The 23,448-nt window shown below is 68.4% G+C and carries 24 protein-coding genes; 10 read left to right on the top strand and 14 right to left on the bottom strand.

What is annotated here, in order from left to right; genetic code table 11:
• Positions 1-39 precede the first annotated feature (39 nt).
• The gene (locus tag ACS5PM_RS14080) at positions 40-840 is read right to left on the bottom strand and encodes an SDR family NAD(P)-dependent oxidoreductase (protein ID WP_439388273.1); all 801 of its coding nucleotides are present in this window, start codon (positions 838-840) and stop codon (positions 40-42) included.
• Between the two features lie 109 nt (positions 841-949).
• Here ACS5PM_RS14080 and ACS5PM_RS14075 point away from each other — a divergent pair, with 109 nt between their 5' ends.
• A complete protein-coding gene (locus tag ACS5PM_RS14075) occupies positions 950-1,900 on the top strand; it encodes a GlxA family transcriptional regulator (protein WP_439388272.1) in 951 nt (316 codons plus the stop codon).
• 338 nt (positions 1,901-2,238) lie between these two features.
• Complete coding sequence (locus tag ACS5PM_RS14070) at positions 2,239-3,261, top strand: alpha/beta fold hydrolase (RefSeq protein WP_439388271.1); 1,023 nt, start codon at positions 2,239-2,241, stop codon at positions 3,259-3,261.
• 92 nt (positions 3,262-3,353) lie between these two features.
• Here the strand turns inward: ACS5PM_RS14070 and ACS5PM_RS14065 are convergent, their stop codons facing one another.
• Positions 3,354-3,779, bottom strand: coding sequence for a hypothetical protein (locus tag ACS5PM_RS14065; RefSeq protein ID WP_439388270.1), 426 nt, complete (start codon positions 3,777-3,779; stop codon positions 3,354-3,356).
• A 635-nt stretch (positions 3,780-4,414) separates the two neighbouring features.
• Between ACS5PM_RS14065 and ACS5PM_RS14060 the strand changes: the two genes are divergently transcribed.
• Positions 4,415-5,692 (top strand): sialidase family protein, encoded by a 1,278-nt coding sequence (locus tag ACS5PM_RS14060; RefSeq protein ID WP_439388269.1) that lies wholly within the window; start codon positions 4,415-4,417, stop codon positions 5,690-5,692.
• 48 nt (positions 5,693-5,740) lie between these two features.
• Here ACS5PM_RS14060 and ACS5PM_RS14055 read toward each other — a convergent pair whose 3' ends face one another.
• The 4 genes from ACS5PM_RS14055 to ACS5PM_RS14040 form a co-directional block, all read right to left on the bottom strand.
• Positions 5,741-6,853, bottom strand: coding sequence for a sensor histidine kinase (locus ACS5PM_RS14055; RefSeq protein WP_439388268.1), 1,113 nt, complete (start codon positions 6,851-6,853; stop codon positions 5,741-5,743).
• Positions 6,854-6,929: 76 nt separating this feature from the next.
• Positions 6,930-7,733 carry an alpha/beta fold hydrolase gene (locus tag ACS5PM_RS14050; RefSeq protein ID WP_439388267.1) on the bottom strand — a complete coding sequence of 268 codons (804 nt, stop codon included), beginning with the start codon at positions 7,731-7,733 and terminating at the stop codon, positions 6,930-6,932.
• 72 nt (positions 7,734-7,805) lie between these two features.
• Positions 7,806-8,876 (bottom strand): thioredoxin family protein, encoded by a 1,071-nt coding sequence (locus ACS5PM_RS14045; RefSeq protein WP_439388266.1) that lies wholly within the window; start codon positions 8,874-8,876, stop codon positions 7,806-7,808.
• 107 nt (positions 8,877-8,983) lie between these two features.
• On the bottom strand, positions 8,984-9,445 hold the full coding sequence (locus ACS5PM_RS14040; protein WP_439388265.1) for a MarR family winged helix-turn-helix transcriptional regulator: 462 nt from the start codon (positions 9,443-9,445) through the stop codon (positions 8,984-8,986).
• 221 nt (positions 9,446-9,666) lie between these two features.
• On the opposite strand from ACS5PM_RS14040, the gene ACS5PM_RS14035 reads away from it, so the two are divergent.
• Complete coding sequence (locus ACS5PM_RS14035) at positions 9,667-10,902, top strand: choice-of-anchor tandem repeat GloVer-containing protein (protein ID WP_439388264.1); 1,236 nt, start codon at positions 9,667-9,669, stop codon at positions 10,900-10,902.
• 21 nt (positions 10,903-10,923) lie between these two features.
• On the opposite strand, the gene ACS5PM_RS14030 is transcribed toward ACS5PM_RS14035, so the two are convergent.
• Positions 10,924-11,403 carry a VOC family protein gene (locus ACS5PM_RS14030; protein ID WP_439388263.1) on the bottom strand — a complete coding sequence of 160 codons (480 nt, stop codon included), beginning with the start codon at positions 11,401-11,403 and terminating at the stop codon, positions 10,924-10,926.
• Positions 11,404-11,573: 170 nt separating this feature from the next.
• Between ACS5PM_RS14030 and ACS5PM_RS14025 the strand changes: the two genes are divergently transcribed.
• From ACS5PM_RS14025 to ACS5PM_RS14015, 3 genes are all read left to right on the top strand, one after another.
• A complete protein-coding gene (locus ACS5PM_RS14025) occupies positions 11,574-11,780 on the top strand; it encodes a hypothetical protein (RefSeq protein ID WP_439388262.1) in 207 nt (68 codons plus the stop codon).
• A gap of 238 nt (positions 11,781-12,018) precedes the next feature.
• Complete coding sequence (locus ACS5PM_RS14020) at positions 12,019-12,231, top strand: cold-shock protein (RefSeq protein ID WP_439388261.1); 213 nt, start codon at positions 12,019-12,021, stop codon at positions 12,229-12,231.
• Between the two features lie 75 nt (positions 12,232-12,306).
• Entirely contained in the window at positions 12,307-12,552 is a 246-nt protein-coding gene (locus ACS5PM_RS14015; RefSeq protein WP_439388260.1) for a hypothetical protein, read from the top strand.
• Between the two features lie 41 nt (positions 12,553-12,593).
• Here ACS5PM_RS14015 and ACS5PM_RS14010 read toward each other — a convergent pair whose 3' ends face one another.
• From ACS5PM_RS14010 to ACS5PM_RS13995, 4 genes are all read right to left on the bottom strand, one after another.
• Positions 12,594-12,902: a polyhydroxyalkanoic acid system family protein gene (locus tag ACS5PM_RS14010; RefSeq protein WP_439388259.1), complete on the bottom strand. Its 309-nt coding sequence runs from the start codon at positions 12,900-12,902 to the stop codon at positions 12,594-12,596.
• An 84-nt stretch (positions 12,903-12,986) separates the two neighbouring features.
• Positions 12,987-13,781: a carboxylesterase family protein gene (locus tag ACS5PM_RS14005; RefSeq protein WP_439388258.1), complete on the bottom strand. Its 795-nt coding sequence runs from the start codon at positions 13,779-13,781 to the stop codon at positions 12,987-12,989.
• 67 nt (positions 13,782-13,848) lie between these two features.
• A complete protein-coding gene (locus ACS5PM_RS14000; RefSeq protein ID WP_439388257.1) occupies positions 13,849-15,393 on the bottom strand; it encodes a DUF1501 domain-containing protein in 1,545 nt (514 codons plus the stop codon).
• 34 nt (positions 15,394-15,427) lie between these two features.
• Positions 15,428-17,299 carry a DUF1800 domain-containing protein gene (locus ACS5PM_RS13995; RefSeq protein ID WP_439388256.1) on the bottom strand — a complete coding sequence of 624 codons (1,872 nt, stop codon included), beginning with the start codon at positions 17,297-17,299 and terminating at the stop codon, positions 15,428-15,430.
• 327 nt (positions 17,300-17,626) lie between these two features.
• On the opposite strand from ACS5PM_RS13995, the gene ACS5PM_RS13990 reads away from it, so the two are divergent.
• Complete coding sequence (locus ACS5PM_RS13990; RefSeq protein ID WP_439388255.1) at positions 17,627-17,995, top strand: H-NS family nucleoid-associated regulatory protein; 369 nt, start codon at positions 17,627-17,629, stop codon at positions 17,993-17,995.
• Between the two features lie 85 nt (positions 17,996-18,080).
• Here the strand turns inward: ACS5PM_RS13990 and ACS5PM_RS13985 are convergent, their stop codons facing one another.
• Together ACS5PM_RS13985 and ACS5PM_RS13980 are read right to left on the bottom strand one after the other, a co-directional pair.
• Entirely contained in the window at positions 18,081-19,076 is a 996-nt protein-coding gene (locus tag ACS5PM_RS13985) for a tripartite tricarboxylate transporter substrate-binding protein (protein WP_439388254.1), read from the bottom strand.
• Between the two features lie 32 nt (positions 19,077-19,108).
• On the bottom strand, positions 19,109-20,275 hold the full coding sequence (locus ACS5PM_RS13980) for a mandelate racemase/muconate lactonizing enzyme family protein (protein WP_439388253.1): 1,167 nt from the start codon (positions 20,273-20,275) through the stop codon (positions 19,109-19,111).
• 118 nt (positions 20,276-20,393) lie between these two features.
• Here ACS5PM_RS13980 and ACS5PM_RS13975 point away from each other — a divergent pair, with 118 nt between their 5' ends.
• Positions 20,394-21,302, top strand: coding sequence for a LysR family transcriptional regulator (locus ACS5PM_RS13975; protein ID WP_439388252.1), 909 nt, complete (start codon positions 20,394-20,396; stop codon positions 21,300-21,302).
• A gap of 24 nt (positions 21,303-21,326) precedes the next feature.
• Positions 21,327-21,932: a YdeI/OmpD-associated family protein gene (locus tag ACS5PM_RS13970; protein WP_439388251.1), complete on the top strand. Its 606-nt coding sequence runs from the start codon at positions 21,327-21,329 to the stop codon at positions 21,930-21,932.
• Positions 21,933-21,969: 37 nt separating this feature from the next.
• On the opposite strand, the gene ACS5PM_RS13965 is transcribed toward ACS5PM_RS13970, so the two are convergent.
• The gene (locus ACS5PM_RS13965) at positions 21,970-23,370 is read right to left on the bottom strand and encodes a DUF3943 domain-containing protein (protein ID WP_439388250.1); all 1,401 of its coding nucleotides are present in this window, start codon (positions 23,368-23,370) and stop codon (positions 21,970-21,972) included.
• Between the last annotated feature and the right edge of the window lie 78 nt (positions 23,371-23,448).

Here is a 23,448-nt window from a genome sequence, read left to right as displayed (position 1 = left end):
CGAATCTTCAAGTGCGTAGTTCGAATGCGATGCGGCCACTCAGCGAAGGGGCTGGTAGCGCGATGCCGCTTCGTTGCTCGAGAGATGGGGCGCCATCGCCTTGCGCGCGCCTTCGTAGGCGTCCCAGAGGGCGACGTCGTGCAGAGACGGAAGGGTCACCGACTCGCCGCGCTCGAAGCCGAGCAAGGCGGCATCCACCAGGTCTTCGGCACGCATCACGATCTGCGCCGGCAGGTGCTCCACGGGAAGGCCGCCGCGTGCCCAGAATTCGGTGGCCGTCGCACCCGGCAGTACGGCTTGCACCCGCACGCCCTTGCCGGCCAGTTCGTGGTGCAGCGATTGACTGAAAGCCAACACGAAGGCCTTGCTGCCGCCATACACGCCGTTCAGGGTCTCCGGCGAGACGGCCGCGATGGAGGCGATGTTGATCAACGCACCTCTGCCGCGTGACACGAAGCCGGGCACCGCGGCGTAGCTCAGCCGGGTGAGCGCCGTCACGTTGAGCTCGATCATGCGCTCCATCTGGTCCACGTCGCTCTCCAGCAGCGGCGTGTGCGTGCCCATGCCAGCGTTGTTGACCAGCAGGGTGATGCTCGCATCCTGCTTGAGCTTGTTTTCTACGCTGCGCAGCGCCACCGGATGGTTCAGGTCGGCGGGAAAGACCTCCACCGCGCGGCCGTGGCGGCTGCTGATGTCCTGAGCCAGGGGGTTCAAACGCTCGCGGCTGCGGGCGACCAGGATGAGGTCATAGCCCCGATGCGCCAGGCGGTCGGCATAGAGGGCCCCGATGCCGGAGGAGGCTCCGGTGATGAGGGCAGTGCCCAGGTCTGTCTGCGTCATGGTGATGCTCCGTCTTGGGGTTTCGATGGTTCGCATGTTGTGCCGTCCGGCGCTTGGCGTAAATGACGCTTATAGTCATGTTTTATGCCATCGACTCCCGAGACCTCACATGCACAGAATCAGCTACCTCCTGCCGGACGGCTTCCAGGTGATGGCGCTGGCCACGCAGGCGGTCTTCGAGTTCGCCAACCTCGTGGCGGGCGAGCCCTTCTACGAGGTGGCCTGCCACTCGATGCCTGGCGGCAGCGTGAAGGCTTCGCTGGGCACGGCCCTGCAGACGAGGCCCTTCACCGCACGCAGCACGGCCGACACCTGGATGGTGGTGGGCGTGGTTGACCCGTCGGGGGCCCCGCCTTCACCACCCCAATTGCTGCAGGCGCTGCGAAAGTGCAGCGCCCGGGCGCGCCGGACCGTGGGGCTGTGCACTGGAGCCTTCGTGCTGGCCGAGGCCGGCTTGCTGGCAGGGCGGCGTGCCACGACGCACTGGGCCTATGCGGACGCACTGCAACGGCGGCATCCCGATGTCCAGGTCGAGCCGGACCGCATCTTCATAGCCGATGACCCGATCTGGACCTCCGCCGGCATGACGGCGGAGCTGGACCTGGCGCTCGGCCTCGTCGGGAAGGACCTGGGCGACGACGTGGCGCGATCGGTGGCGCACCGGCTGGTCATGCATCAGCGCCGTTCGGGCGGCCAGTCGCAGCATTCGGAGATCCTGAATCTCGCGCCGCGCTCGGACCGCATCGCGCGAGCGCTGGAGCATGCACGCCGCCACCTGGCGCAGCCGCTGGGCGTGGATGAACTCGCTGCCGCCGCGAACCTCAGCCCGCGGCAGTTCAGCCGTGTGTTCACGGCCGAGACCGGCCAGTCGCCGGCCAAGGCGGTAGAGCGTTTGCGCGTGGAGGCGGCCCGCTTGATGATCGAGCGCAGCCGCCAGCCGCTGGAGGTGATTGCTCGCGAAACGGGCTTTCGCGATCGGCGCCATCTTCGCGAGGCGTTCATGCGGGGCTTCGGCAAGCCGCCTCAGTCGCTCAGGCGCGACGCCCGCCTGGGGTCCTGAAGGGTGTCGAGAAGGTGGTGACAGTCTTGCCGGGCGTCCATCGTTGGCAGCAGGCACGCGAGACGAACCACTCATTCACGAGCGCTGGCGTTGCGATGCGATGCGACGCCTGGATGGGAGCAGGACGGCAGGTTTCACTTCTTCTGACTACGCGGTGCAGAGCACGAGTAGACCCCCCGTGGGTTGCGAGCGCCGCAGGAGCTGGCGTCGCGCCGGGCAGCTGACTGGCGTGTCGTTGCGTCGCGCCGGCTCGTCCGCTGACCTTACGTGACGGCAACGACCTACAGCGCCCGGCGTATCCCGGCCGCATGCTGCGATGCAACATTCCAAGGATTCTCGTGGCCTCCAATTTTCAGCGTATTCAAAGCCTTTCCAGAGGGGCCAAGACAGGCTTGGCCCTCGCCTCCACCGTAGCGGCCTTCTCAGCGTGGGTCGAGCATCGATCGCGCCGCGCCGTGCGTGATAACGCCCCTGAAGGGCATTTCATTGAAGTGGATGGCGTGCGCCTGCACTGCGTCGAGCGCGGCGAGGGCCCCGCCGTGGTGCTCATCCACGGCAACAACGTCTGGTGGCGCGACTTCCTTGCCAGCGGGCTGATCGACCTGCTTTCGCGCAAGCACCGAGTGATCGCATTCGACCGTCCTGGCTTCGGCCACAGCCAGCGCCCCCGCGACCGGCTGTGGACGCCCTCGGCGCAGGCGAGCCTGATTGCGGCCGCGTTGGGCAAGATCGGCGTCACGGATGCCGCAGTCGTCGGCCATTCGATGGGCGCGATGGTCGCACTGGCTCTGGCGCTCGATCACCCGGAAATGGTTCGCTCGCTCGTCTTGCTCGGCGGTTACTACTTTCCCAAGCTGCGGGTGGACGCGTTGGTCGCGGCACCGGTGGCGCTCCCCGTGCTTGGCGACGTGATGCGCCACACAGTGACTGCGCTGACGGCGCGTGCGCTGCTGGGCGGCTCGATCAAGCAAATGTTCGCGCCCAACGACGTCCCGGTGAACTACCTGCCGACCATCGCACGCGAGATGCTGCTGCGCCCCGTTCAATTGCGCGCCAATGCCGAAGACGCCGCGTTCATGATGCCCGCAGCCAGCCAGATCAGCCAGCGGCTGCACGAGTTGCAGATGCCGGTCACCGTGATGGCCGGGGAGCACGACACCGTGGTCGATCCCCAGGCGCACTCGTCTCGCCTGCACGCAGCGGTGCCTGGCAGCCGCCTCATCGTCGTGCCCGGTGCCGGCCACATGGTTCACCACGTCGCGCAGCGCCAGATTGCCGAAGCAGTGGTTGCGGAACCGGCCATGGCTCCGTCGATTGCGGGGGCTGCGACCGATCACCGTCGCACCGAGTTCGTCAAGTGACCAGCGCTCGCCCTCTCGGGCGCTTGCAGAGTGCTGGTCTGCCGGCCGCGCGTGCTGGCTAAGCCCTGCCCCCTGTCATAGGAAGGGTTCGGTCAAGGCTTCGGCGTTGCCGACTTGCGGTGCAGGAAGGTCAATACCGGCGAGCGGCCACCTTGCGTCGGGAAGGCGGTGTTGACCGAGTCGAAGACGCTGTCCAGCGATTCCTTGTACAGATCGTCAACGGCCTCGACCCATGCGCGATGGCCGTTCTCGCCGTAGCTGAAGGCTTGGATCGCGCACAAGGTCCGGCGGCAGTCGACGGCGATGACTTCGAAGTCGCCGGCACTGGCATGCCGCCCCAGCTCATCGCGGATCAGCCGCTCGGACTCGGTTGCCCAGGCATCCTCGCGCGGCTCGCGCTCGAGCAGTTCATGGTCGGCAGCGGCAAGCAGGGTCTCATGGATCAGCGTCTGATGATCGCTCGACAGCGCAAAAGATGAACTCACCGGGCTTGCCTCCGATCGCGGGGGCAGCGTCACCGCCGGTGTTGACGATGCAAGGCGACGCCCCGCCGGGAGCGGCCGGCACGCGCGCCTGCAGCTGACCGCTTGACGCCGGGACGGCGGCGCCGGCGGGCGTCGGCGACGGAGTTGCCGGGTGCGTCTCGCGAGGTCCGGCGGTGGGGGCTGGAGTCGGCACGAAAGGCGCGTGTTGAGCCTCTTGCGGTTCTCCGCCCCCTCGCAAGGCGAGCAGCGCCGCGGCAGCAGCGCTACCACACGACAGGGCAATCAGGAGTGCGCGCATGGGCGGCGGCGGCTCGAATTTCAACAACAGCGCTCAGTATGGGCCTGACCCCAGGCGCCGGCCCGGTCGCGCCGGCGCTTGCACGGTCGAACTCACCGAACCTCGTGTCCCGCTGATTCTGTCGGCTTGATCTCGACCATGTCATCCCCGGCCACACTCCACGTTCTCCAAGAATCGCCACGGACGGTTTCGCGATGGCGACGCCTTCCTAGGAGTGGTCGCCTCCCAGGCTGCGAGGCGCCACTGCTTCATCAAGTTAGGGAGTGGTGGCCACATTCCTCGCCCGATTCCGTCTGTGATCACAGCGGCGGGCTAGCGTCGCGAGCGCCACCGCAACATCCAACAAACTTCCCCCTGAGGAGAACCTTCCTTGCGTTCCAATCTTTTGTGGGCCGCGATCGTCGCGGCCGCGATGCTGCCGTTCGCGCCGGCCCGGGCAGCCGAGGCTGCGGGCGGCTGCGCCAAGCCGTCTTGCGTGCGGCCAGACACCCTGGTCTCGTCCACCGGCTACGGCCGCGCGCTGATCGCGGCCGATCCCGCCGAGGCCGGGCGGCTGGCCGTCGGCATGACCGACACGGATCTGTGCGGCTGGTACCGGCAGTCGGTGTCCGTCTCGCTGGACGACGGGGCCAGCTGGCAGGCGCATTGCCTGCCCTTCCCCGACGACGAGTTCTTCGGCTGGCCTCATGACAGCCCCGCCGTCGCGATGGGGCCGCAGGGCGTGCTGCTGGCGGCGGCCAGCTACGACGATGGTGCCGACTCGGACTTCGTCGGCCTGCATCGCAGCACCGACGACGGCGCGAGCTGGGAGTTCATCCACGCCGGCGGCACCGGCTATTTCAAGGGCGACGCCCAGAGCGTGCACATCACCGTCGACGACTCCGGCCCGAGCCCGTACCGCGGCAACGCCTACATCGTCTATGCCGCGGTCGGCGTGCAGGACGACGCCAGCCGCATCCGTCTCTCGCGCTCGACCGACGGCGGGAAGTCCTGGGGTGTGGTCAACGTGTCTCCGGAGTGGGACAACAGCCACCAGGTCGATTCACCCAGCCTCGCCATCGCGCGCGACGGCACGCTCTACCTCACCCACACCCTGTGCTCGTCCTTCCAGTGCACCGGGGGCGACGTGCTGCTCTACGTGTCGACCAACGGCGGGCTGAGCTGGCAGCCCAAGGGCACCATCGCCACGGTGTCGGCGAGCCACCGGCCCCTGCTGGCCATCGATGCATCCAAGGGGCCGTACCAGGGTCGCCTGTACCTGGTGACCGACGACGGCCAGCGGGTGAAGATCCGGCAGTCGTCGGACCAGGGCGTCAGCTGGAGCGCACCGGTGCAGGTCGCCAAGGGCCATTCGACCCAGTTCATGCCATGGGCCTGCGTCAGCCGCGCAGGCGAACTCGCGGTCAGCTGGATGGACACCCGCAACGATCCGCAGGGCAAGAGGTTCCAACCCATGGCCGCCGTGTCTTCCGACGGCGGGGCCAGCTTTTCCAAGCCGTTGGTGCTGGACCCGGACCTGAGCGACGCCTCGCAGACCTGGGGCAGCGACCGGGTCAGCCTCGCCTGGTCGGGCAAGCAGCTGCGCGCGGCCTTCCACGGCCCGAACGATGATGGTTCGGACGGTCTTCGCCTGGGCGGGTTGCGATGACCTTGGCCTCGGCCTGACGGAGCGAGCCAGCGCGCTTTCGCCCGTTGCTCAGGCCGGCGCGGTCGGGGCGGGCCAACGGACGACGAATCGCGTGCCGTCCTCGGCAGACGATGTGACCGAGGCCTGCCCTCCATGCGCTCGCGCGATGGCCTGCACGATGAACAGCCCCAGTCCTATGCTGTGGCTGCCCTCCTGCTCGCCACGCTGCAGAGGCTCGAAGACCGAGGGCAGCAGCTCCGGCGGGATGGGGTCGCCTAGGTTGTGGACGCTGATCTCGCCGCCGGACGCGTCGGCGCGGGTTGCCACGCTGACAGTGCTGTCGCGGGCGCCGTAGCTGACGGCATTGGCCACGAGGTTGCCTACGAGCTGCGTGAGGCGATCGCCGTCGCCATGGCAAGCGCCGCCTGCCTCGCGCTGGTGGACGATGTCCCGCCCCGGGAAGGCCAGCCGCAGGTCTGACACCACTTCCCCCACCCACTCGTGCAGGTCGATGGGGGCCAGCCTGACCACCAGGCCGCTGCCCAGGCGGACCTGGGTCAGGTCCAGCAGGTCCGCGATCATGCGGGCCGCCCGGCCGGTGGCGCTGGTGATGCGCTGCAGGGCCTGGCGGCGAATCTCCGCCTGCTCGCCGACGCCGAGGATCTGCGCGCTGGTGCGGATGACGTTCAACGGGTTGCGCAGGTCGTGGCTGACGACGCCCACCAGCAGCTCCGCCACCTTCGCCCGGTCCTCGGCGAGGCCGCGCTGGCGCTCCAGCTCCTGCCGTGCCTTGGCCAGGTCATCCAGCGCGCGCCGCTCATGCTCGAGCAGGCTTTCCGCCCGTTGCCTCGCCTTGAGCAGCTCCAGCTCGTACTGGTGCCTGTCCTGGGCGACGAAGAAGGCCAGCTCCCAGGTGCTAGCCGGCCCGTGCCCGCGGGCGATCGCGTTGAGCACCATGGGGACGGTGCCGCCGTCGCCCTTGACCACATCGAGCTTGACTTCCGACACCGAGCCCTGGATGTGCAGCAAGGGGGCCAGGTGGGTCTGGAAGAAGATCTGGCCGCCGATCGAAAGCAAGTGCTGCACCTTGCGACGCCCCACGAGCTCTTCGGCCCGCCGCTCCAGCCAACGGCACATCGTCCGGTTGATGCGCAGGATCTCGCCCAGGCCGCTGCACAGCATGAGGCCGCACGCTGCGTCATCGTAGAGCTCGTCGGCACCGGGAACGGACGGGGGTCCGGCGCCTGGCTCGGACATCTCAGCGGCCCAGGCCCGCGAGGAACTCGTCCATCGCGGCGGAGCTCGCGCTCGGCGCGCTCAAGTGCGGACAGTGACCCACGTTCTCGATGATGCGCAGGGCGGCCTGGGGCATCACCTGCTGCATGTACCGGCCCACGCTCACAGGGGCGATGAGATCGTCGCTGCATTGAAGCAGCAGCGCCGGCGTCTTCAGCCTCGGCAGGTCGGCGCGGTGATCGGACAGGAAGGTGACGCGAGCGAAGTGCTTGGCGATCTCCGGATCGGTCCGGCAGAAGCTGTTGGTCAGCTCGGTGGCGAGCTCCGGCTGGTCCGGCGCCCCCATGATGACCGGCGCCATGGTGCTCGACCAGCCGAGGTAGTTGCTCTCGAGGGTGGCCAGCAGGCCTTCGATGTCTTCGCGGGTGAACCCGCCCACGTAGTCGCCATCGTTCACGTAGCACGGCGAAGGGCCCACCATCACATGCCCGACGAAGCGGCCGTGGCTCGCGAGATCGGCCAGCAGGCCGATCATGGCGCTGACCGAATGCCCGACGAAGACCGCCGGGCCGGGGACACATTCGTCGACGATCCGGAGCACGTCTTCGGCATGCCCGTGCAGGCTGCTGTATCGATGGCGGTCGTATTGACCCAGATCTGACCTGCCGCTGCCCATCAGGTCGAACATCACGAGCCTGAAGCGGCCCTCGAAATGCGGCGTCAGCAGGCGCCACATGCTCTGGTCGCAACCGAAGCCATGGGCCAGGACCAGCGTGACCTCGCCATCACCTGTGACCGTCACGTGGTGGCTTTGCATACTGCTCATCGCTGGACCCCGTGGCGAAAGGAGGCGCGAGCTTAGCAGTCGCGCCAAGGCCACGCAGGCCCCATGTCGTGGCTAGCCGAACGTGAAGGCGTAGGCCCGCACGCCGGGGTCGAGGAACTCGATCTCGAAGGTCCGCTCCGCGGCGCCGGAGGCCTGGCGAACGAGTTGGTACAGGCGCTGGGCGCCGACGGTGCCCAGGCCTTGGTCGTCGGTGTCCGCGCCATGGTCGCGTCCCGGTGATTGGCCGTCGATTCGAACGCGAAATCGGATGGGTTGGCCGCTCCCGCTGCCGAGCACCAGGTGCAGGTCGCGGGCGCGAAAGCGGTAGGCGATGCGTCCGCCCGCCCGCCCGAGCGAAGCGAACTCTTCCTCGATGCGCCAGGTGCCCGTCAGCGTCCACTCCTCGGCGCGCAGCGCTGGCGCAGCGGAATAGGTGTGCTCGCGGGCGTCCCTCAGGCCGCCGTCCACCGACACGAAGCCACGCGCTCGCGCCGAACCGAGATAGGTCTCACCCGACTCGGCGGCGACCGCGCCGGCCGCCGCCTGAGTGCCTTGGCCCGTGGGGGAGACGAGGCCATCCGGCACGGAGCGCGCCCCCGATTCGTTCAGCAGCTGCTGGATCAGGCGCTCGGCTGGCGCATATCCCCCTTCGCCGTACTGGCGATGCCGGATCCGCCCCTGCGCGTCGACGAAATACAGCGCCGGCCAGGCGCGGTTGCCGAAGGCACGCCACAGGCCTTGCCGGCTGTCGAGCGCGACGGGGTATTCGATATGCAGGTCCCTGACGGCCTGCAGCACGTTGCCGGCCTGCTGCTCGAACTCGAATTCCGGCGTGTGGACGCCGATCACGACGAGGCCGGCGGCACGGTACTTCTGCGCCCAGGCCTTCACGTAGGGCAAGGTGCGCAGGCAGTTGATGCACGAGTAGGTCCAGAAGTCCACCAGCACGACCTTGCCCTTCAGGGCCTCGGTCGTCAGCGCACCGGAGTTGATCCAGCCGGTGGCCGCCTGCAGCGAAGGCATCGTGCCGGCGGCGGGCGGGCGCTGGACCCCAGCGAACAGGCTGGCCGCAGCGATGAGGCCTGCGAGCACGGACAGCAGCTTCTTCAAAGTCGCCTCTCTTCGCATCGGTTGCGATTTCATCGGATGCGATTTAGTCTAGTCGACGGATGTGATTTGTCAATCGGCAGCGATTCAATCGGATGCGATTTGCATGCCGACGCCAGGCCCCGCTTCGACCTCGCGACGGCCTACTCCGCCACCGGCCGCATCGACTCGACCAGCGAATCCCGCAGCCGGCTCACCGCCTTCTGCAGCTGCCTGAACTCCTGCGCGCCCAGCCCTGTCGCCCCGACGAGGTTCCTGCCCCGCGCCTGCTCCCGCAGCCTCCTGCCCTTGTCGGTCAGGCTGACGATCAGCACCCGCTCGTCCGCCTTGCTGCGCTGCCGCTTCACGTAGCCCATGGCCTCGAGTTTCTTGAGGATGGGCGTCAGGGTGTTCGACTCCAGGAAGAGCTTCTCGCCCAGCTCGCTCACGCTCTGCTCGTTCTGCTCGTGCAGGCAGACCAGCGTGATGTACTGCGTGTAGGTCAGGCCGAGCTGCTCGAGGAGGGGGCGATACGCCTTGCCGTAGGCCAGGTTTGCCGAGTAGATGGCGAAGCACAGGAAGTCGGCCAGCCGGGCATCGGCGGCCTTCGAAGAACTCGGGCTCATGCTGCATTCCTTCGTCGACGCGCCCCTCGCGCCCGGGCGGAAATTGTATCGCTTGCGATTCAAGCGGCTGCGCCTGAAGTCACGCGCAGCGGCGGATGCGGACCGGGCGCAGCCCCCCCAGTTCGAGGCGGCGGCCGCGTTGACGCTGCGCAAGGCAGAAGCCGAGAATCGTCTGCCTCGCGGTCCGCGGGCCGACAGGCGAACGGGCAAGGAGGCCACTCATGAGCATCGCACGTCGACAAGTGCTGGGCCTGGCCGCGGGCTGGCCCCTGCTGGGCACGGGCCTTCCGGCGGCAGCGCAGGTTCCGCGCCGGATCGCCCGGTCGGCCCCCGGCTTCACCCACACCCTCCTGCACGACTTCAGCGCGCAGGACGGGCGGCGGCCACCGCGGCGGCCATACTACGGCGTTCAGCTCGCCGGCGACGGGCTTCTCTACGGCTTGAACGGCGCCTGGGACGATCCCGGCACGGCTTTCCGGCTCGCCACCACGCCCGGCGGCGTCGATGTGCTGCATCGCTTCGGCGTCAAACCCTTCGACGGGACCTGGCCCAACGGGCGCCTGCTGGAAGGGCCCGACGGCCACTTCCACGGCGTCTGCGGAAGTGGCGGACGGTTCGGCAAGGGACTGCTGTTTCGCATGCATCCGAACGGTCACGTCCGGGCTGTGCATGATTTCGCCGGTGCCCCGGAGGATGGCTCCAGCCCGGAGGGCGGGCCGATGCTCGCCGCCGATGGCTGCCTCTACGGGACGACGGCCGGCGGCGGCAGCAGCCACGCCAGGCTGGGCCTCGGCCTGGGCACGATCTACCGCGTCCAGCCCACCGGCGAGTACGAGCTGCTGCATTCGTTTCGCGGCGGACGCCACGGCGACGGTTCCAGTCCGTATTCGCCCTTGGTGCAGACGCCCGACGGCTGGCTCCACGGCGTGACGCGCGAAGGCGGCGTGAACGATTGCGGAACGGTGTTCCGTATTGCCGGCGACGGCCGCTACGAGGTGCTGCACCACTTCGCGAAGGACTCGCTGGGCCGATCGCCCCACGTGCCGCTGACGGTGACCCGCGATGGTCAGGTCTACGGTGTCACGAGCCAGGCCGGCGGCAAGGGCGAAGGGGCGATCTTTCGTCTCGTGGACGGCGGCGGCCTCGAGCGGGTCCACGCGATCGACTTCGAACGCGACGGCGCGCTCGTCCTGGGAGCCCTCGCCGAAGGCGCCGACGGCCTGCTCTACTTCTGCACTTATTTCAGCGGCAGCAACGACTCCGGGATGGTCACGCGCCTGGACCGATCCACCGGCCGCACCAGCGTCGTCCATGCCTTCGACCGGGACGTGGAGGGCTCCGGGCCGACAGGCGCGCTCGCCGCAGGCCCGGACGGCAGCCTGTATGGCACAACCTACTACTCGCCGGATTCGAATGGCGCAGGGCTGGGAACGGTCTATCGCCTGACGCCTGCCTGAGCCCCGCGCCGCAGCGCGCCGTCAACCGCGGCGAGCCGCCTCTATCTTGGCGATGTCGATCCGCGTCATGTGCATCATGGCGTCGAAGGCGCGCTTGGCCGCGGCGCGATCGGGATCATTGATCGCGGCCGTGAGGACACGCGGCGTGATCTGCCACGAAAGGCCCCACTTGTCCTTGCACCAGCCGCAGGCGCTGGACATGCCGCCATTGGCGATGATCGCGTCCCACAGGCGATCCGTCTCGGCCTGGTCGTCGGTCGCCACCTGGAACGAGAAGGCCTCGTTGTGCCTGAAGGCCGGCCCGCCGTTCAAGCCCAGGCAGGGGATGCCCATCAAGGTGAACTCCACCGTCAGGACGTCGCCCTGCTTGCCGGCGGGATAGTCGCCCGGCGCGCGATGGACCGCGTCCACCGAGCTGTCCGGAAAGGTCTCGGCATAGAAACGTGCAGCTTCTTCCGCCGCGCCGTCGTACCAAAGGCAGATGGTGTTCTTGCTCGTCATGCGCGTTCTCCTGGCCAGCCCGGGAACGCGGGCAAATGGCGATCCGGGCGATCTTTCCATCTTGCGCCTTGCAGCTCCGGCCGCCATTCGTGTCCCTTGCCTCATCCGCTCAGGCTTTCGCCAAGGGCCTTCACGCGACGATGGCAAGATCAGCCCCAGGAGGAACGACCGTGCAGACCCTGGACGAAATGCTTGGCCGCAAACTGCTGACGCCTGCGCAGCACGCCGCCATCGCGGCGTGGATAGCCCAGGCCAAGACGCCGGAGGCGATCCGGCGCATGCCGGCGCCGCTGTGGCGCACGCTCGAACTGGCAAGCGTGTTGATGGACGTCGATGCCGACCTCACCCGTCCGCCGCCGATGAGCCTCGAGGCCTGAACAAGCCACGACGGCCGATCGTGACCCACGCAAGGGTTGCGGGAAGTTTGTTTTCGAAGATTCCGGCACGAGGGGCCAATGCCAAGTACATTCGACCTGTAGGAATGCTCAGGACCGTCTCTCGTAGGTCTCTTCTTCCGGTCGGCCGTTCTGGTCAGTCTGTCGAAATCCATCAGGTGAATCTCTTGGCGTCTCTGCATGCGTTGCATGTGCCGCGCATCACTTGAAAGGAATTGGTATGACAATGGAAACTGGCACCGTGAAGTGGTTCGACGAGGGCAAGGGTTTCGGATTCATCGCGCCCGATGGCGGCGGCAAGGATCTGTTCGCCCACTTCAGCGAGATCAAGGGCGGCGGCTTCAAGACCCTGTCCGAAAGCCAGCGCGTGGAGTTCGAAGTGACCAAGGGCCAGAAGGGCCTGCAGGCCTCGAACATCACCGTCGTCGCCTGATCGACGCCCCAGGCTCGTCCGCGAGCCCCAGCAAGACCGCGGCCTGGCCGCGGTTTTTTCATTCCGGAGCTCCCCATGAAGAACCTGCAGCAGGCCACCGAGATGATCTGCGACCTGAAGGGGAGCCTGGTGGCGATGGATGCACTCTTCACCGCGCTGGTGCGGCAGCTGCCGGCCGCGTCGCGTCACGAGTTGACCCAAGCGTTTTCATTGCATGCGGAGGTGGCGCGCACCGTGCTGCTGCATGCCCCCATCTCCGACTTCACCGTGGCCGCCTTCGAGCGCGACGTCTCACGCCTGTCGAGCGTCATCGACGCGTGATCGGGCGGCGCGGCGATCCCGCCGCGTGGCGGCCTTCGCGCCTACTTCCTGGTCAGCAGCAGTTGCCCGGCCTTCTCCAGCCGCCGCTTCAGGCCGCCGGCGATGACGCCGAGGATGCCGGGCAGCTCGATCTTGATGGTCACCGCCTCGTCCAGCACGGTGATCTCGCCGGAGATGGCCTGCCCCATCCCCCCGACGCTGAAGCTGAGCTTGTCGCCCTCCCAGCGTTCGCTGCTGGCGCCTGCCCCCGGCAACTGCCTGACGATGGTCGCGAAACCGCCCTCGATACGACGGCGCGCCTCGGCGCGGCCGAGCTGGTGCGGGACGCTGATGAAAAGAGGAGTCGACATGCTCCGTAGAGTGACCCGAAGTCGGGCTCGGCGCAAGTCGCTGGCGGGCCCGGCGGCACGAGAAGCCTGCCGGGCGCGTGACGCTCATCGGCGCCTGTGCTCCAGCAGCCAGGCGATGGCGTCCGCGCGCTCGTAGGCGGGCGTCCAGGCGTCGTGGCCGACACCGGCGAGCTCGGTGTACCGGACGTCCGCCCCGGTCGCCTTCAAGGCCGTGGCCATCCGCCGTGACTCCTCGACGCTGACCACCGGATCCGCGTCGCCGTGGAAGATCCAGACCGGCAAGCCGGCCAGTCGGCGCGCCACCTCGCGATACGGGTCCGCGGCGTCCGAAACGATCGCCGGGTACCGGATGCCGCTTTGCCGGCCGGTGAATTCGCCGACGAACCCGCAAACGACGAGGGCGGCGGCGAATCGGTCCGGGTCCTGGAGGGCCAGCGACCAGGCCCCGTTGCCGCCCATCGACAGGCCGGTGAGGTAGACCCGCGACTTGTCCGCCGCGTACTCGGCCAGGGTCTTGTCCAGGGCCGCGAGCGCGATGCGCCCTCCCAGGCCCTGGAATCCCGGCGTGCCGTCGGGCGGGACCTGCGGGAAGACGACCAGCGCCGGGAATCGCTCCGGGTGGCTGCGGATGGCCGGCCCGAGGCCGACCCGCGTCTGCGCGACGCCGTCGCGACCGTACTCGCCGCCGCCGTGCAGCGCCAGGATGACCGGCAGCGGACCGGCCAGGCCCTCTTGCGCGGGGACGTAGACCTGGTACCTGTACTCGGCCCCCGCGACGGCGACCGTGCGGTTCAGGAAGCCCGACTCCCGAACGTCCGCGCCCGATGCGCCCGGCAGGTGGCAGGCGATCAAGAAGGCAATGGTCAGGAGTAGGCGCATGCGCTGGCCCCGGTCTCGACCCGCATCGTACGGGTACCGGGCCTCGCCAGCGCCAGGCGGTGGGGGCTCAGGTGCGCATGAAACCCAGGTTGCGCCGGCCGTAGTTCCAGCGGGACAGGCCGGGCAACACCTCGAGCAGCTCGACGTTGGTCAGGCCGAACCAGGAACCGAGCGTGGCCGCATAGGCGTCGACACTGGTGCTCGGCAGCAGCATGCCGCCGGCCAGCTGGTCGTCGCTGGTGAAGCCGCCGTGGCCGTCCGCCGTGCCGTAGACCGGCAGCTGGCCATAGATGTCGCCGCCGCGCACCGCGCCGCCCATCACCATGTGGTGGCCACCCCAGCCGTGGTCGCAGCCGTCGCCGTTGGAGGCGAAGGTGCGGCCGAAGTCGCTCGCGGTGAAGGTGGTGACCATGTCGCCCACGCCCATCTGCGTCGTCACGTTGTCGAAGTAGGCCAGCGCATGCGCCAGCTGGGCCAGCAGCCGGGTGTGGCGCTGCTGCTGCGTGTCGTGGGTGTCGTAGCCGGAGACGCCGACGAAGAAGACCTGGCGCGACATGCCGAGCGTGCTGCGCGCGGCGATCATGCGGGCGACCGCCTGCAGCTGGGCCGCGGTGGGGTTGGGTGCCATCAGGCCGGTCTCGGGATCGAGGTACTGCAGCAGCGGGTCGGGCTGGCCCGGCGGCAGGCCTGGCGTGCCCCAGGGGCCGGCGCCGGCGCCCGGCATCGCACCGGAAAGCACGCCCTCGGCTTCCTGCGAGCGGCCGACGACGGCCGTGTGCTCGCGCTGGACCACGCTGTCGACGCGCGCCGTGCGCACCAGGCCCAGCAGCTTCTGCTGCACGGTGGCCGACCCGAAGGTCAGGCCATCGGCTCCGCCCATGTGGATGGGGCCGCTGGGCGCCATCTGGTAGGAGCGCACGCCCTGCCCCGACAGCCACACGCCGTTGCCGCTCAGGCTCACCCCGGTGAACATCGAATGGGCATTGCCGGACAGCAGGCGATCGGCCATCAGGCCGCCCCAGCCATGGCCGGTGCCTTCGGCGGAGAAGGACTGCCACACCGACTGCTGGTCGTTGTGCGAGAAGAGCTTAGGCGGCCGCGGTGCGGTGCCGGCGATGAAGGCCGCCTTGCTCGTCGGGCCGACCAGCGGACCGACGTTGCTGACGAAGGCCAGGCGCTGGCTGGCGAACAGCGACTGCACGCTCCCCAGCACCGGATGCACGGCCAGCGTGCGCCCCTGCGGGTTGAGCGGGCTGATGGGCAGCACGCCGCCCAGGCGCGCATGCAGCGATGCCTTGAGGTCTTGCGACGGAGGCGTGCCGGGCGCTGCCAGGGCGATGCCCTCGGTGCCGGCCTCGCGCTCCGCGGTGTAGGCGGCCCAGGAGGGGCTGTCGGTCGCCAGCAGGGTGTTGTAGGCGTCGTTGCCGCCCGTGAGGAACAGGCACACGAGCGCCTTGTAGCCCCGGGTGCTGGCGGCCGCGGCGGGCCCCATCGCGGCCAGGCTCAGGCCGAAGGCGCCGAGGCCGGCCAGGGCGGGCGGGGTCAGGGCCAGGGCGGCGCCCTGGCGCAGCAGGGCGCGGCGAGTCGGGTTGGAAAGCGGACGGTTCTTCATGGCTGGGGCAGGCTCGAATGACTTGCGGAGTCGGTCACCGCTGGACGATGAACTCGGGGCTCACCAGCGGCAGGGCCACGGCGGTCCACAGACGGTTGGCCTTGGCCTTGTCGATCAGGGCCTGGTTGGAGCCGTTCTTGTTCAGCGGCGGGATCACGATGGACGAGACCGCGGCGATGGTTTCGTCGCGCAGCGTGGCGTTGACCGGTTCGCCGAACAGGCGGTCGTTGACCGAGTCGACCAGCAGCGCCGGGTCGGTCACCAGTGGCTTCTGCGCGGTGTAGTCGAGCTGCAGGTCGGGCCGTGCGGCCTTCCCATCCACGCCCTTCTGCCCGACCCCGATGCGAACCGCCGTGACCATGAAGTTGACATAGCCGGCCACGCTGGACTCGTCGGTGATCTGCATCTCCGGCAGGGTCATGCCGATCGCCGCCGCCTCGCCGCCCGCGGGCACATAGCCGGGTCGGTAGAAGTTGAAGACGCTGGGCGAGCGCAGGGGCGTCTGGGCCAGCTCCAGGCCGGGGTCGTCGGTGATGTTCATCAGCACCTTGCCGCTGTCGCTCCTGGCGCCGAAGGCACGCAGGAAGGCCGTCAGGCGCAGCACCGGCTCCTTCACCTTGCCGTACTGCGGGTCGGCGGCCGCGTTCTCGGAGCGCGCCTCGTCGTCGAGCAGGATGGCGCGCACCACGGCCTTGAGGTCGCCGCGCGTGCCCAGGCCGTTGTTGTTGAACACCGCCGCCACTCGCCGCACGTAGGCGGGGCTGGGTGCGCTGGTGACCAGGCGCTGGATCAGGCGTCGGCTGATGAAGGGCCCGACGTTCGGGTGGGCGAAGATCGTGTCGATGGCGGCCTTCAGGCTGGCGGCCGGATCGGCGGGGCTCTGCGGCGGCACGACCGTGCCGAGGAAGCGCTTCTCCAGCATCGAGTGGAATTGCGGATAGCCCTGCATCGGCATGACCAGGCGCTCCGGGTCCTGCAGGTTGCCGTTGAAGCGGGCGTTCTGCGTGTCGGGGCCGTACCAGGAAAAGCCGGTGAAGACCGAGGACAGGCCTTCGATGTCGGCGGTCGCATACGTCTCGATGGGCGCGCCGTTGCCGTCGAGCTTGAGCGTGCCGTCGGTGTTGAGCTGCAGCAGGCCGATCGAGAACAGCTGCATGATCTCGCGGGCGAAGTTCTGGTCCGGCACGCGGCCGAGCAGCAGGTCCTCCTTGCGGTTCTTCAGGTGCGACAGGTACTGGCCCATCGCCGGGTGCATCGCGACGTCCTGCAGCAGCGTGCGGAAGTTGCCGAAGGCATCGGCCTCCAGCATGTCGTAGTAGGAGGCGACCGACTCGGCCCGCTCGCTCGCCAGGTCGACCATCGAGACGACGAAGATCTGCGAAAGCGCGTAGGCCATGCGCTGGCGCAGCTGGTCATCGGCCTGCAGCGCCTGCTGGTAGAACGACGACACCATGCTGGGCGCACCGGCGGTGTCCTTGGCCCTGCGGGCCTTGGCCTCCGCATCGTCGGCCCGCCACCGGGCCAGGTGCACCGCCTGGGCCGGCTTGGCCAGCTGCTCGTCGACCCAGCCGGCAGCCCCCAGGCTCATCACCTGGCCGATGTCGGATTCGACCGGGCCGAAGGTGGCCTGGGTCAGCAGGCGAAAGGCATCGGCGCGGGTGGTCCCTTCCACACCGTAGGCTCGACTGTTCACGTTCGACGCCGTGCGGCGCGCGCGCTGGGCCCCGCCGCCCTGTGGGGCACCCGCACCGGCGCCGGCAGACGCTTGAACCGACGAGCTGCCGTGGGTCGCCTCGGATGCCGCCGTGCCTTCACCCCCGCCGCCGCATGCGGCGAGGAAGGAGGAGGCCAGCAGCACGGCCAGGTGGAGGCGCCGGGTTCGCGCAAGGCAGGGCAAGTAGGGCATGGGAGGGTCTCGAACTGCGTGCAGTGCTTCCGGCACTGCTTCTGGCTCGAGCTATCGACACGCCCCCTGGGCCGTTGAGCCGTCGATCCCCTGAAATGTCCAGTCCTGACAGGCTGATTACCAGTTCTTACAACAGGTCAGGAATGGGTTACGACTGCCGAGCCAGGCCCACAGCAGGGTCGGGGGCACTCTCCTCATCATGAAACATAACGCCATTATTCAGCGGCACGCCCGAAGCGGCGGGATGAGTAGTCCAAAATCGGCCCGCGCCCGCCCACCGGTCGACAATCGACCTGCCCGAACCGGGCTGGCAGACCTGAAGTACCGATGACAGCACCGAACCGACAACTCCTGGCCCTCGCCGAAGCGCGACGCCTGGTGCGCGACCACGACATCAGCCGCGACGAACTGGTCGCCCTCGAAGTCCCGCGGGGCAGCTCCGCATGGGAACGGCAACGACGCATCGCGCTGGATCAATGCCGGCAACTGGTCGCCTTCTGGCACATCAGCCCCCGCGAGCTGCGCGATGCGCCGTCGGCCCCCCCGGGCCCCCTGCCCCCGAAGTACCGCCATCCCGTCGAGGGCCACACCTGGGACGGCGAAGGCCCGCAGCCCGAATGGCTCAAGAAAGCGCTGACCAAAGAGGGCTACACCGTCAGCGAGCTGCGCGTCGCCGAGGCGGCTGGGCTTTCATAGCGGGGAATGCTCATGGGCCATCGGCCGCATGGCCAGTCAGGCGCACGAGGTCCGCGCCCACCTGGGATGGACCAGGACGCTCGGGTCATTCGGGCTGGATGCCCGAGTCCCTGATGGTCTTGGTCCAGCGGGTCACTTCGCTGTCGAAGAACTTCCTGTGTTCCGCGGGGGCCAGGCGAGCGTCGGTCACCACGGTGAGGCCCACGGCCTCCTCGCGCTTGATCAGCTCCGGGTCCTTGAGCGCCGCGCGCAGGGCGGTGTTGATCTTCTCGATGACGGCGGGCGGGGTGCCCTTGACGGCGTACAGCCCGTGCCAGACCGAGAAGTTGAAGCCCGGCAGGCCGCTTTCAGCCAGGGTGGGCAGTGGCGCGAGCGCGGGCACCGTCATGCGCTGCGCGCTGGTCACCCCGTAGGCCTTGACCTTCCTGGCCTCGATCTGCGGCGTGCTGTTCGTGGCCTGCTCGCACATCAGGTCCACCTGCCCGCCCAGCAGGTCGTTCATCGCCGGCCCGGTGCCCTTGTACGGCACGAAGGTCATGTCGCTCTTCAAGGCGGTCTGCAGCATGAGGCTGCACAGGTGGGAGGCCGAGCCGATGCCGGCATTGGCCAGGTTGATCTTGCTGCCGCTGCTGGCGATGTACTTGCGCAGCTCCGCGAAGTTGGCCGCAGGCAGGCCTTGCTTGCCGATGAGCGTGGACGGCGCTTCGTTGATCAGGCCCAGGAACTCCAGGTCTTCGCTCTTGTAGCCCAGCTTCTTGTACAGCGCCGGCGCGGTGGCCAGGCCGATGTGGTGGATCAGCAAGGTGTAGCCATCCGGCGGTGCGCGCAGGACGCGCGCCGTGCCGAGGGTGCCGCCGGCACCGGCGGTGTTGTCCACCACGACCGCCTGCCCCAGCGACTTCTGCAGGGCTTCCGCGATGTCCCTGGCGATCTTGTCGGTGGGGCCGCCCGCGGAGAAGGGCACGACCAGCACGATGGGCTTTTCGGGATACGCGGCCTGGCAGATGACGGGAAGGGCGACGCTGCAAGCGAGCAACAGTCGAGCGGCGCGCGCCCCCCTGGCGCGTGGGGTGTGGATCATGGTGTTCTCTCGGTGGGTCGGGCGGCGCGGCGTCAGGCCGAAAGGGCCTTCATCTCGGCATACAGATCGGCCTTGCCTTCGAAACCGATGCCGGGCAGGTCGGGCAAGGTGACGAAGCTGTTGTCGACCTTCACGCCGTCCGGAAAGCCGCCGAAGGGCTGGAAGAGGTCCGGGTAGCTCTCGTTGCCCCCCAGCCCCAGGCCCGCGGCGATGTTCAACGACATCTGGTGGCCGCCGTGCGGGATGCAGCGGCTGGGCGACCAGCCGTGTTCCCTGAGCATGTCGAGCGTGCGCAGGTACTCGACCAGGCCATAGCTCAGCGCGCAGTCGAACTGCAGCCAGTCGCGGTCCGGGCGCATGCCGCCATAGCGGATCAGGTTGCGCGCGTCCTGCATGGAGAACAGGTCTTCGCCCGTCGCCATCGGGTTCTTGTAGTAGTTGCGCAGCGTCGCCTGCAGCTCGAAGTCGAGCGGGTCGCCCGGCTCCTCGTACCAGAACAGGTCGTACTGCGACAGGGCCTTGGCGTAGGCGATCGCCGTGTCGAGATCGAAGCGGCCGTTGGCGTCCACGCACAGCTTCTGGCCGTCCTGCAGCACGCTCAGGATGGAGTCGATGCGGCGCAGGTCTTCGTCGAGCGAGGCGCCGCCGATCTTCTTCTTGACCACGGTGTAGCCGCGGTCGATGTAGCTGCGCATCTCGTCCTTGAGCTTGTCGTGGTCCTGCCCGGGGTAGTAGTAGCCGCCGGCGGCGTAGACGAAGATCTTGCGGTTGGGCTTGCCATCGCCGTAGCGGTCGGCGAGCAGCTGGAACAGCGGCTGGCCCTCGATCTTGGCCACCGCATCCCACACCGCCATGTCGATGGTTCCGATGGCGACGGAACGCTCGCCATGCCCACCCGGCTTCTCGTTGGTGAACATGGCGGCCCAGATCTTGTGCGGGTCGAGGTTCCGGCCGCTGGGATCCACCAGCGAGTCGGGGCTGGCCTCCATGATGCGGGGGATGAACCGCTCGCGCATCAGCTTGCCCTGGCCGTAGCGCCCGTTGGAGTTGAAGCCGTAGCCGACCACCGGTTTACCATCCCGGATCACGTCGGTGATGACCGCCACCAGGCTCAGCGTCATCTTGCTGAAGTCGATGTAGGCGTTGCGGATGGGGGAGCTGATCGGGATGGTCTTCTCGCGGATTTCAACGATCTTCATGGCGGTCTCTGGCGATGGGTGGTGGACGACGGAGCGAATGATCGGCGCCGTGTCTTCGAACGGCCAATGCTGTTTTTTTCGTCTTTGATGCCCTGAAAGCACCGGCTGCGAAATGTCGATGAACCTGTCGTGGTTGGAGGACTTCCTGGCCCTGGCGGCGAGCGGCAATTTCTCGCGCGCGGCCGAGGAGCGGCACATGACGCAACCGGCCTTCAGCCGGCGCATCCGGGCACTGGAGGAATGGCTGGGAACGGAGTTGTTCGACCGCACCAGCCAGCCCGCCAGGCTCACGGCGGCGGGCGAGTGGTTTCGCCAGGCCGCCCACGAGATGCTGGCCCGTGCGGCGCGCCTTCCGGGCGAGGCCAAGGCGGTGGCCGAGGCTCACTCGACGACGTTGCGCTTCGCCGCCACCCATGCCTTGTCGTTCACCTTCATGCCGGGATGGCTGCGCCGCCTGGAGGCGAGCACGGCCGTCGGCCCGATCACCCTGGTCTCCGACGTGTTCGCGCGATGCGAAGCCATGCTCCTTCAGAGCCAGGTGCAGTTCGTGCTGAGCCACGCTCACCCGCTGTTCGCCAGCGAACTTGAGGGACAGGACTATCCCTTCGCCAGGGTGGGGACCGACGTCCTCGTCCCCGTGTCTGCACCTGATGCGCAAGGGCAGCCGCGCTATCCGCTGGCCCAGGACGTGCCGGGTGTTCCGCTGCCCTTGCTGAGCTACAGCCCGGAGTCCGGTATCGGCCGCATCCTGCGAGAAGTCCGTGGCGCCGCGCTCGAACGTAGCGCGGCGCAGAGCGTCTTTCAGGCCCACCTGGCCTCGGTCCTGCGAACCATGGCGCTGGACGGCCGCGGCGTGGCGTGGCTGCCCGAGACGCTCATCGCCGAAGACCTGGCCAGCCGCCGACTGGTGGAAGCCGCGCCCCCGGATTGGTCCATCGAGATGGAGATCCGTCTGTACCGCGACCGATCAAGCCTTGGAAAGGCGGCAGAAGACTTCTGGACTGCCGTCTGCGACGCCACGACATAGAGACGTCCATTCACACTCCCTGCGATGCCCGCCGCCAAATCCGCCATCCCGGTCGACGTCCCTCCGACCTTGTTCAAGAGCGCCAAGGCTTTCGAGACCTGGCTGAAGAAGCATCACGCCAGCTCCGACGGCCTCTGGCTCAAGATCGCCAAGCGGGGCGCCGATGAACCCAGCGTCACCTACCCCGAGGCGGTGGAGATCGCGCTCTGCTGGGGCTGGATCGACGGCCAGAAGAAGGCCTTCGACGACCAGCACTTCCTCCAGCGCTTCACGCCGCGGCGCGCGCGCAGCATCTGGTCGAAGATCAACGTCGACAAGGCCGCTGCGCTCATCGAGGCGGGCCGCATGCAAGCGCCGGGTTATGCCCAGATCGAGGCCGCCAAGGCCGACGGCCGCTGGGCCCAGGCCTACGACGGAGCGCGCACGTCCGCGGTGCCCGAGGACCTTCTGCTGGCGCTGGAAGCCGAGCCGAAGGCCAAGGCCTTCTTTGCGACGATCAATGCGGCCAATCGCTACGCCGTCCTGTGGCGCATCCAGACAGCCGTGAAGCCCGAGACGCGCGCCAGGCGCGTTGCCCAGCTGGTGCAGATGCTGGCGCGCGGCGAGACCATCCACGCCACCAAGGCCTGAGCGCCAGATTCCGCCTGGCCGGCCGGTGACGGCCAGGTCATTCCCCCGCGCCGGCGCTCGCTCGCCAGTCGACCGAGCCGAAGCCTTGCTGCCCGAGCAGGACGTAGCCGATCATCACCGTGCCGATGGACGGAGTGCTGTCGGGCTGCAGGCGTGAACTGGTGCTGCGGTGCGACCACTGGTAGCCGATGCCGATGGCGTGAGGACCGTGGATCCGCCAGGTGAGCGCGGCCTCGATGCGCGAGAGGTTGTCTCGGCCGGCGTTGCGACGCGCGATGCTGCCGAGGGCCACCGTCTGGGCGGAGACGTCGAAGGCCGCGCTCTGGCCGCTGGTCAGGCGCAGCGACAGCCCCGCCTGCGGCGCGACGCCATAGTGGTAGTTGCGATCGGTGGCGGCGGTGCCGCGGCCGCTGCTCGCCGCCGAGTAGCCGAGGCCGATCAAGGCCGTGCCCTGCAGCGCGAACTGCCGGCTCATCCACCACTGCGCGGTCGTGCCGACGGACAAGGCGGTGCTCGAGACATCGAAGATCTGCGGCGCGAGGTAGTCGTAGCTCGCATAGAGGCCCCACAGTCCTCGCACCTTGTCTCCGGCGGCGTAGTCGGTGCCGAACAGCAGGCCGCGCGACTGCAGGCTTTCCACGCTGTTGGCGCTCGACAGCAGCGCATGGAAGCTGAAATAGTCGAACGGCCGGCGGTAGCTGTAGCCGGGCTTGCCGGGCAGCCCGTAGTCCATCGCGAAATCGAGCTGGCCGGTGCTGGTGTCGAAGCTCGGCGAGGGCTCGAAGGTGGTCTGCGTGGCGTGCGCCGCGCCGATGCGCAGGCGGCCGTAGTAGGCCGGGTCGTTGTCGCTGAAGGCCTTGTCGAAGCGGCCGCCGTAGAGCAGCCGGTTCAGGCCCAGCGGCGGCGAGATCGCCGCGGCCAGGCCGTAACGCCAATGGTCCGGCAGGTCGCTGCGGTCCATCACCAGGCGCGCCATGCGGAACAGCGGCTCGCCGAAGAAACTGCCCGCTATGCCGCTGGCCACCTGGTCGTTGACGGCGGGGGGCGTGCGCTCGCCGGTGATCTCCCACCACGCGCTGCCGAGGAAGGTCATCGCCGAGGCCTCCCAGTAGTTCAACCCGGCCGAACGCGCCGCGCCGTGGTAGAGCGAGCCCTGGTAGGGATGGGCGAACTGGTTGACCTGAAAGGGGTCGTTGTCGGTGACCCAGGAATGTTTCAGGTTTCGTTGGATCGATTCCCAGGACACGTCGTAGTCGGAGCTGCCGCTGAAGTGGCGGTTGTAGGCACTCAACGACAGGTCGAAGACGATGATCTCCGCGGCCGGGATGGCGTAGCTGCTGTCGGGCTCCGGATCGTCCGCGGCATTCGATTGGCCGGCGGCCAGCGAAGGCAGCAGCAACGCAAGGGTCCACAAGGGGATGCTGGCGGCGGCTCGCATGCGCTCGAGCGGCAATCGGCGGACCTGCGAACCGCGTGGGCCGCAGGAATGGCGCTTGCTGCCCACCGCCTGTCAAGA

Origin of the sequence: Ideonella flava (assembly GCF_051857595.1) — a bacterium.
Lineage (GTDB): Bacteria > Pseudomonadota > Gammaproteobacteria > Burkholderiales > Burkholderiaceae_C > Ideonella.
The sequence above is the reverse complement of the archived record's forward strand: the minus strand, read 5'-3'. Positions and strand labels throughout refer to the sequence as shown.

Bases quoted from the DNA above. Each gene is read 5' to 3' on its own strand.
- ACS5PM_RS14080 (WP_439388273.1), bottom strand. From the start codon at position 840: ATGACGCAGACAGACCTGGGCACTGCCCTCATCACCGGAGCCTCCTCC.
- ACS5PM_RS14075 (WP_439388272.1), top strand. From the start codon at position 950: ATGCACAGAATCAGCTACCTCCTGCCGGACGGCTTCCAGGTGATGGCG.
- ACS5PM_RS14055 (WP_439388268.1), bottom strand. From the start codon at position 6,853: ATGCTGTGCAGCGGCCTGGGCGAGATCCTGCGCATCAACCGGACGATG.
- ACS5PM_RS14050 (WP_439388267.1), bottom strand. From the start codon at position 7,733: ATGAGCAGTATGCAAAGCCACCACGTGACGGTCACAGGTGATGGCGAG.
- ACS5PM_RS14045 (WP_439388266.1), bottom strand. From the start codon at position 8,876: ATGAAATCGCAACCGATGCGAAGAGAGGCGACTTTGAAGAAGCTGCTG.
- ACS5PM_RS14040 (WP_439388265.1), bottom strand. From the start codon at position 9,445: ATGAGCCCGAGTTCTTCGAAGGCCGCCGATGCCCGGCTGGCCGACTTC.
- ACS5PM_RS14035 (WP_439388264.1), top strand. From the start codon at position 9,667: ATGAGCATCGCACGTCGACAAGTGCTGGGCCTGGCCGCGGGCTGGCCC.
- ACS5PM_RS14030 (WP_439388263.1), bottom strand. From the start codon at position 11,403: ATGACGAGCAAGAACACCATCTGCCTTTGGTACGACGGCGCGGCGGAA.
- ACS5PM_RS14020 (WP_439388261.1), top strand. From the start codon at position 12,019: ATGACAATGGAAACTGGCACCGTGAAGTGGTTCGACGAGGGCAAGGGT.
- ACS5PM_RS14015 (WP_439388260.1), top strand. From the start codon at position 12,307: ATGAAGAACCTGCAGCAGGCCACCGAGATGATCTGCGACCTGAAGGGG.
- ACS5PM_RS14010 (WP_439388259.1), bottom strand. From the start codon at position 12,902: ATGTCGACTCCTCTTTTCATCAGCGTCCCGCACCAGCTCGGCCGCGCC.
- ACS5PM_RS14005 (WP_439388258.1), bottom strand. From the start codon at position 13,781: ATGCGCCTACTCCTGACCATTGCCTTCTTGATCGCCTGCCACCTGCCG.
- ACS5PM_RS14000 (WP_439388257.1), bottom strand. From the start codon at position 15,393: ATGAAGAACCGTCCGCTTTCCAACCCGACTCGCCGCGCCCTGCTGCGC.
- ACS5PM_RS13995 (WP_439388256.1), bottom strand. From the start codon at position 17,299: ATGCCCTACTTGCCCTGCCTTGCGCGAACCCGGCGCCTCCACCTGGCC.
- ACS5PM_RS13990 (WP_439388255.1), top strand. From the start codon at position 17,627: ATGACAGCACCGAACCGACAACTCCTGGCCCTCGCCGAAGCGCGACGC.
- ACS5PM_RS13985 (WP_439388254.1), bottom strand. From the start codon at position 19,076: ATGATCCACACCCCACGCGCCAGGGGGGCGCGCGCCGCTCGACTGTTG.
- ACS5PM_RS13980 (WP_439388253.1), bottom strand. From the start codon at position 20,275: ATGAAGATCGTTGAAATCCGCGAGAAGACCATCCCGATCAGCTCCCCC.
- ACS5PM_RS13975 (WP_439388252.1), top strand. From the start codon at position 20,394: ATGAACCTGTCGTGGTTGGAGGACTTCCTGGCCCTGGCGGCGAGCGGC.
- ACS5PM_RS13970 (WP_439388251.1), top strand. From the start codon at position 21,327: ATGCCCGCCGCCAAATCCGCCATCCCGGTCGACGTCCCTCCGACCTTG.
- ACS5PM_RS13965 (WP_439388250.1), bottom strand. From the start codon at position 23,370: ATGCGAGCCGCCGCCAGCATCCCCTTGTGGACCCTTGCGTTGCTGCTG.